At 56.3% G+C, this 6,019-nt stretch carries 5 protein-coding genes; 2 read left to right on the top strand and 3 right to left on the bottom strand.

What is annotated here, in order from left to right:
* The 3 genes from VMW13_02340 to VMW13_02330 form a co-directional block, all read right to left on the bottom strand.
* Nucleotides 1-821, bottom strand: an 821-nt coding sequence (locus VMW13_02340) for an ABC transporter substrate-binding protein (protein HUV43648.1), incomplete at its 3' end; no start/stop codon positions are given.
* A gap of 103 nt (nucleotides 822-924) precedes the next feature.
* Nucleotides 925-1,929 (bottom strand): ABC transporter permease, encoded by a 1,005-nt coding sequence (locus VMW13_02335; protein HUV43647.1) that lies wholly within the window; start codon nucleotides 1,927-1,929, stop codon nucleotides 925-927.
* A 27-nt stretch (nucleotides 1,930-1,956) separates the two neighbouring features.
* Nucleotides 1,957-2,922, bottom strand: coding sequence for an ABC transporter permease (locus tag VMW13_02330; GenBank protein HUV43646.1), 966 nt, complete (start codon nucleotides 2,920-2,922; stop codon nucleotides 1,957-1,959).
* A gap of 550 nt (nucleotides 2,923-3,472) precedes the next feature.
* Here VMW13_02330 and VMW13_02325 point away from each other — a divergent pair.
* Nucleotides 3,473-4,618, top strand: a complete 1,146-nt coding sequence (locus VMW13_02325; GenBank protein ID HUV43645.1) for an aldo/keto reductase — start codon at nucleotides 3,473-3,475, stop codon at nucleotides 4,616-4,618.
* Nucleotides 4,619-4,720: 102 nt separating this feature from the next.
* On the top strand, nucleotides 4,721-5,836 hold the full coding sequence (locus VMW13_02320; GenBank protein HUV43644.1) for a DUF362 domain-containing protein: 1,116 nt from the start codon (nucleotides 4,721-4,723) through the stop codon (nucleotides 5,834-5,836).
* Nucleotides 5,837-6,019 lie beyond the last annotated feature (183 nt).

Below are 6,019 nucleotides of genomic sequence, written 5' to 3'. Positions count from 1 at the left end.
GAACTGGCCGTGACGATGTCCGTCATCACGAAAGGTCCGGTACCGATGACGCGCTCAATTTCACGCAGGTGGTCCCAGGTCTCGATTGCCTCCTTGGGCGTTACCGGGAGCCAGTACAACCCGCCCAGCATACCGGTGCTCGGTTCGTAGTACTTGAAAGTGATTTCCCACGGTCCGGTCTCCTCCATGGTGGTCCACTCTTCTACCGGAACATCAAGCGGACGGTAAAAGGTGTTCAGGGGGTTCTCCTGGTAGCGGTAGAAGGTAGCCAGGATATCGTCCACGGTCATTTCCCGGCCGTTCACGGGTGGCTTGTCGTGCCAGTGCACACCCTGGCGAATCTGGAGGATAATGGTGGAAAGGTCAACTATCTCCCAGCTCTCCGCCAGGCAGCCGGTGAGGAAGACATCATCCATGTAGTGGCCGAGGAACGCGTTTTCCCCGGTGCCCTGGGGGCCCATGGACCAGTCCACTATCACCGGTGTCTCGTAGGTCGGGGCGCACATCCAGCCGCTTATGGCTGACCGCACCGGGTCTATGCTCTCCAGGGCCGCAGCACTCATGTAGAACGTACAGGTACCGCCGTACTGGGGTTTCTCCACCAGTTTGCCGGCGGCATTCGTTATCATCTCCGGCCCCTTGACTGCCGGCGCGGCTTCCTCCTCCTCTTCCTCTACTGCCGACCCTGCTTTCTCCACTACTTTGCCGGTAACTGTCTCCGTTTCTTTCTCCTCTTCTACTGCGGCCGGCTGGCAGGAAGCCAGCACCAGAGCAGCTACAAGTACGAAGCTCAGCAGCAGCCATATAGTTTTCTTGCTCATGCATCTACTCCTTTTTTGATTGGTGAACAACTCCCCGGTGCAATGCAGTATTTCACATGAGTCACCCCCTGTCCTGAGCCGGTTCAATTAGACCGTCTGATATTCATACTATCCTTTGCCCTCTTAAGCCCTGCCTGGCTTTCCTGGCCTCCAGCTTCTTCAGGGCTTTCAGAGCGCGTCCTGAGCCATAAGCACCCATACCACCGATACCACCCCGCAGCCTCGGGTCAATCAGGTCCCGCAGGGCATCACCGAACATGTTCACCCCATATACTGCCAGCGTCAGGGCAACACCCGGCCAGAGGGCCATCCAGGGTGCCTGGTACATATAGCGACGTGCCTGCCCGGTGAGCATCCCGCCCCAGCTTGGCTGTGGTGGTGGAATGCCGAACCCGAGGAAGCTGAGTGAGGCTTCAGCGAGAATAACGCCGCCAATACCCATGGAGAACCCGATAATTACCATGGGCATGACATTGGGCAAGAGATGCTTGATAACGATTCGTCCCGTGTTTGCACCCAGGGCTCTGGCCGCCTCGACATACACGCTCTCCTTAATCCAGAAGGCGAGCGCTCTTGACCCTCTTGAGGCACCAATGCCACCACCGATGCCGAGGACAAGTATCACCTGCAGCATCCCTGCCCCGATAATGCTCATCATGGTCAGGTAAATGACCAGCCCGGGGAAGCAAAGCCAGGCGTCAACAAACCGCTGTATGATAAGGTCTGTCTTGCCGCCGATGAAACCTGAGGTAAGGCCGATGGCAACGGAGATGATGGTGCTGATCAGTGTAGCACTGACCCCGACAATCATCGAGATGCGAGCACCGTAGATAATCCTGCTTAAAACGTCCCGTCCAACATTGTCCGCACCCAGCCAGTGACTTGAAGAATACCCCGCCAGCCTGTCCGACAGGGTGAACTCGTTCATGCCGTATGGGGAAATAACGTCGGCAAGTATCCCGGAAGCAAACAACAGGACAACCAGCACCAGGCCGACAGTGCCCATCGGTTTCTCTCTGAACAACCTGGAAAGGAGGTTGACTATGCCGGACTGCCGTTTCCACTCCTGTTCTGCGACCTGGGCACCATTCGTGACTCGCTCACTCATGTTGTTATTCCTCGTTTCTCCCTCAGTCTATCGGTAGCGTATCCTGGGGTCGGCCCAGGCGTAGCTGATATCCGTGATAAGAATCATCAGCATGGCAAATCCGCCATAGATAAGGTTCGTTCCCGAGACCAGGGGGTAGTCCCGCCTGACGATGGCCTCCAGCAGGTAGCGGCCCATCCCGGGCAGGGCGAATATCTGCTCCATTATTACCGAACCGCCGATTAGCATGCCGACCTGCGGGGCGAACATTGTTATCAGCGGGATGAGAGCATTTTTCATGGCGTGCCGGATGACGATAACCCTCTCCCTCAGGCCCTTTGACCAGGCAGTCCGGACGTAGTCCTGCCTGAGCACCTCCAGCATTATGGTACGCAGGAACCTCATCATGCCGCCGGTACCGGCCGTGCCGACTAGGATGGCAGGAATAATGAGCTGTCTCAGGTTCCCCATTGGGTTAACCGTAAAGGGGATGTATTCTATCTGTGGTGACCAGTTGAAGTAGATGGAACCGTACACTATCAGCATGGTCGCCAGCCAGAAGGCCGGCGTAGCCAGACTCAGTATCGCGAAGCTCCGCCCCACGTAGTCCAACCAGGTGTCCTGTCTTATTGCAGAGTAAATACCGAGAGGGATCCCTATAACGTTCATGACTATCATGGTGAGGAGGCCAAGCTCGAAGGTGACGGGGATTCTGTCGCGAAGGTCTTCGGTCAGTGTGCGTTCCGTCCACAGGGAAGTCCCGAAATCGCCTCGAAGGAAGATACCACTCACCCAGTCGAAGTACTGCGTGTGGAGTGGTTTGTTGAGCCCCATCATCTCGCGGATCATGTTCTCGTCCAGCTGCATCTCGCCGGCTTGCTCCTGGGTGTGCTGCAGTGCCATCAGCGAGATGATGTCGCCCGGCATGAACCGTATTACGAAGAATAAGATAACGGTCACGAGGAACATGGTGGGGATGAGGAGAATTATTCTCCGGATGGCGTAAGCTCGCATTACTTTCCTCCATGGTACCTGGAGGCATTGCTAGTGTCGTTTAGCGTACGTCAGCGAACTCTGTGTGCCAGTCTGGAGGTGTTCATTAAACTTGCCATACGCCAATTCAACCTGTCTCCAAGTATCCTGTTTGTGGCTCTAACACCCTGGTAGCCCATATCTGCTCTACCAGCGTCCTGGTGTCTGTCCTGACTCATGTATCGGACGGCATCCCACCGCACGTGCAAGACCGGCGTTGCCACTATCGCCGGTCGCCCTGCCACGCATTGTAGCGACTGATGGTGCTCCTGTCAACCAGTAGAACTACGTATTTGAGGGTCAAATGCGTAGTTTATCCCGGTTCGGGAATACGCTGCCGTTGGGGGCCGTTCTGAAGTACGGACTGCTATGCGCGGCTAGTCCCGGCAACCCCGGATGGAGACGGCACAGGTGAATGAGCCCGGCATTGCCGCAGGCAACAGGTGTGCTCACGGTTTGCCAATTCACGGAAAACATGGCAGAATACCATACAGGTGAGTGCGCTGCTCACGCTGCAAGGAACGGAGGATTGATGCAATATCGCGACTTTGGGAAGCTGGACTGGAAAGTAAGTGCGCTTGGTTTTGGTGCAATGCGGCTGCCGTTGAAGGATAAGGACCCGGCCGATGTCGACGAGCCTGAGTCTATCCGCATGATACGGTATTCTATTGACCACGGGGTCAACTACCTGGATACGGCCTATCCGTATCACGGTGGCAACAGCGAGCGTATTGTCGGACGGGCACTGAAAGACGGCTATCGCGAGAAAATGAAACTGGCGACGAAAATGCCAGCCCGGATGGTTGAATCAGCCAGCGATTTCGACCGCTTTCTCAATGAACAACTGGAGCGTCTTGACACAAAGATTAATTTCTATCTGCTGCACGGGTTGAATGGGCAGAGTTGGGCCAAGGTGCGGGACCTTGGCGTACTTCGATGGGCTGAGAGTGCAATGGCTGATGGTCGCTTTGACTACCTGGGTTTCTCTTTCCACGACAACCTTGAAGCCTTCAAAAGCATCGTCGACGATTACGACAACTGGACCCTCTGCCAGATACAGTACAACTATATGGATGTGGAATACCAGGCAGGCACAGAGGGTCTGAAGTATGCTGCCGACAGGGGTCTGGCAGTAGTAGTTATGGAGCCGTTACGAGGCGGGAAGCTTGCCAGAGCACCGGAGCAGGTAGCCGGTGTGTGGGAGAGCGCTCCGCAGAAGCGTAGTGCGGTGGAATGGGCGCTGCAATGGGTCTGGGACCAGCCGGAAGTATCTGTGGCCCTCAGTGGTATGAGCGCCATGGAGCAGGTGGTGGAGAACGTGGATATCGCTAACCGTTCCGGGCAGGGGAAGCTCGCGACCGATGAACTGGCACTGATTGGCCGGGCGCGGGAAGCCTATCAAGGGTTGAGTCCTGTACCCTGCACCAGTTGCGGGTACTGTATGCCCTGTCCCGGCGGTGTGGATATCCCGCGCGTCTTCCAGGTATATAACGAATCTATGATGTACGATGACCCCCGTACCGGGCGGTTCCGTTACCGCGGACCCGGAGGCCTTAAAGAAGAGGAACGCGCCGACCAGTGTACCGAGTGTGGAGATTGCCTGGAAGCCTGCCCGCAGGAGATTCCCATACCGGACTGGCTCAAGAAGGCACACGAGCTGCTGGGCCCGAAGGAGTAATTCCTCCGGCTGGTGCAGTACTACCCATTACTGATTTCAGCAGCAGTTGAACGCTATGGAAAGCTGCACACCCCCGGATGCTTATTTTAAGGAGATACAACTATGACAGCTAGCCCGAATTCCCTGGTGATTATCGAACCCGTAAGTACCGACCTGCGGCAGAAGGTGGAGAAGATTATGGAAGTCCTCGCCCCGAAGACCTTCGCCGGTGCCACGGTGCTGGTCAAGCCTAACATGGTGGGGCCCTCAGCACCGGAACTGGGCCACACCACCCATCCCGAGCTGGTGCAGGCTGTAGTACGTGCCTGTCTGGACCGCAATGCGAAGGTTATAGTAGGTGATAACCCGGGAGGTATCACCCGTAACTCCCGCAACGTGGCTGCCGCCACCGGGATCCTGGATGCTTCGGAAGGATGTTATACTTCTATCTCGGAACGTGTGGTAGAGAGAATCGGCATTGAGACCGGCTATAAACTGGTTGTCTCCGGGGCGGTGCTGGAAGCGGACTATATTATCAACCTGCCGGTATTCAAGACCCATCTCGGTATGATAGTGACCGGTGCGCTGAAGAACACCTATGGCTACGTGGCGGGAGCCTGCAAGGCCCGCCTTCATCTCCAGGCCCGGAGCAACGAGGTATTTGCTAAGGCGGTATGCGATGTCTTCCAGGTACGGCCGCCGGACCTACACATCATGGATGCGATAACCGCTATCGAAGGAAATGGCCCGTGTCATGGCGGTCAACTGCGCAAGGTGGGTAAGCTTCTGTCCAGCACCGATGCACTGGCGTTGGATGCTGTCATGGCACGTATGATGGGAGTGGACCCCGGTCGACTTCCGGTGCAGGAGCAGGCCCGGGTCCGGGGTCTGGGAACACTGGAGGAGAAAGAGATAGATGTCCGGGGACAGTTTGAGGTTATTCCCAATTTCAGAATGCCGGTGACGTTTGCACCACAACCTGACCGGGAGGGCGCGGACGAACTGAAGGGCCTCTATCCGGGAGGCATGATGAAGGGCCGGGTCACGTCGAAACCGGTGTACCTTGAAGACTTGTGTGTCAAATGCGGGGACTGCGTGGTGAACTGCCCCGCCGAGGCCCTCACTCTGGAACCGGAGTTCAACATCAGCGATGAGTGCATCGCCTGCTTCTGCTGCGTGGAGTTGTGCCCCGAGGGAGCCTTGGAAGTACCGGATATCGAGGCTTTCCGTCACTATTAGTGTAGTGTCTCGTATATATCTTTACGTATGATGGATGTTGATGTCATTCCAGCGCAGGCTGGAATCCAGGGGGCAAACACGTATCCCGGATCGAGTCTAACAGGGTGATGAAAAACCCTGCCAGTATGTTATAGCAGTCCGACCACAAAGCGAGGAATGGTGGCTGAGGCATCCTGCCTGATG

Source organism: Dehalococcoidales bacterium (assembly GCA_035529395.1).
Lineage (GTDB): Bacteria > Chloroflexota > Dehalococcoidia > Dehalococcoidales > Fen-1064 > DUES01.
Note: the sequence above shows the minus strand (reverse complement) of the source record. Positions and strands in the feature narration are given on the sequence as shown.

Coding starts and splice junctions, on each gene's coding strand:
- VMW13_02335 (HUV43647.1), bottom strand. CDS start 1,929: ATGAGTGAGCGAGTCACGAATGGTGCCCAGGTCGCAGAACAGGAGTGG.
- VMW13_02330 (HUV43646.1), bottom strand. CDS start 2,922: ATGCGAGCTTACGCCATCCGGAGAATAATTCTCCTCATCCCCACCATG.
- VMW13_02325 (HUV43645.1), top strand. CDS start 3,473: ATGCAATATCGCGACTTTGGGAAGCTGGACTGGAAAGTAAGTGCGCTT.
- VMW13_02320 (HUV43644.1), top strand. CDS start 4,721: ATGACAGCTAGCCCGAATTCCCTGGTGATTATCGAACCCGTAAGTACC.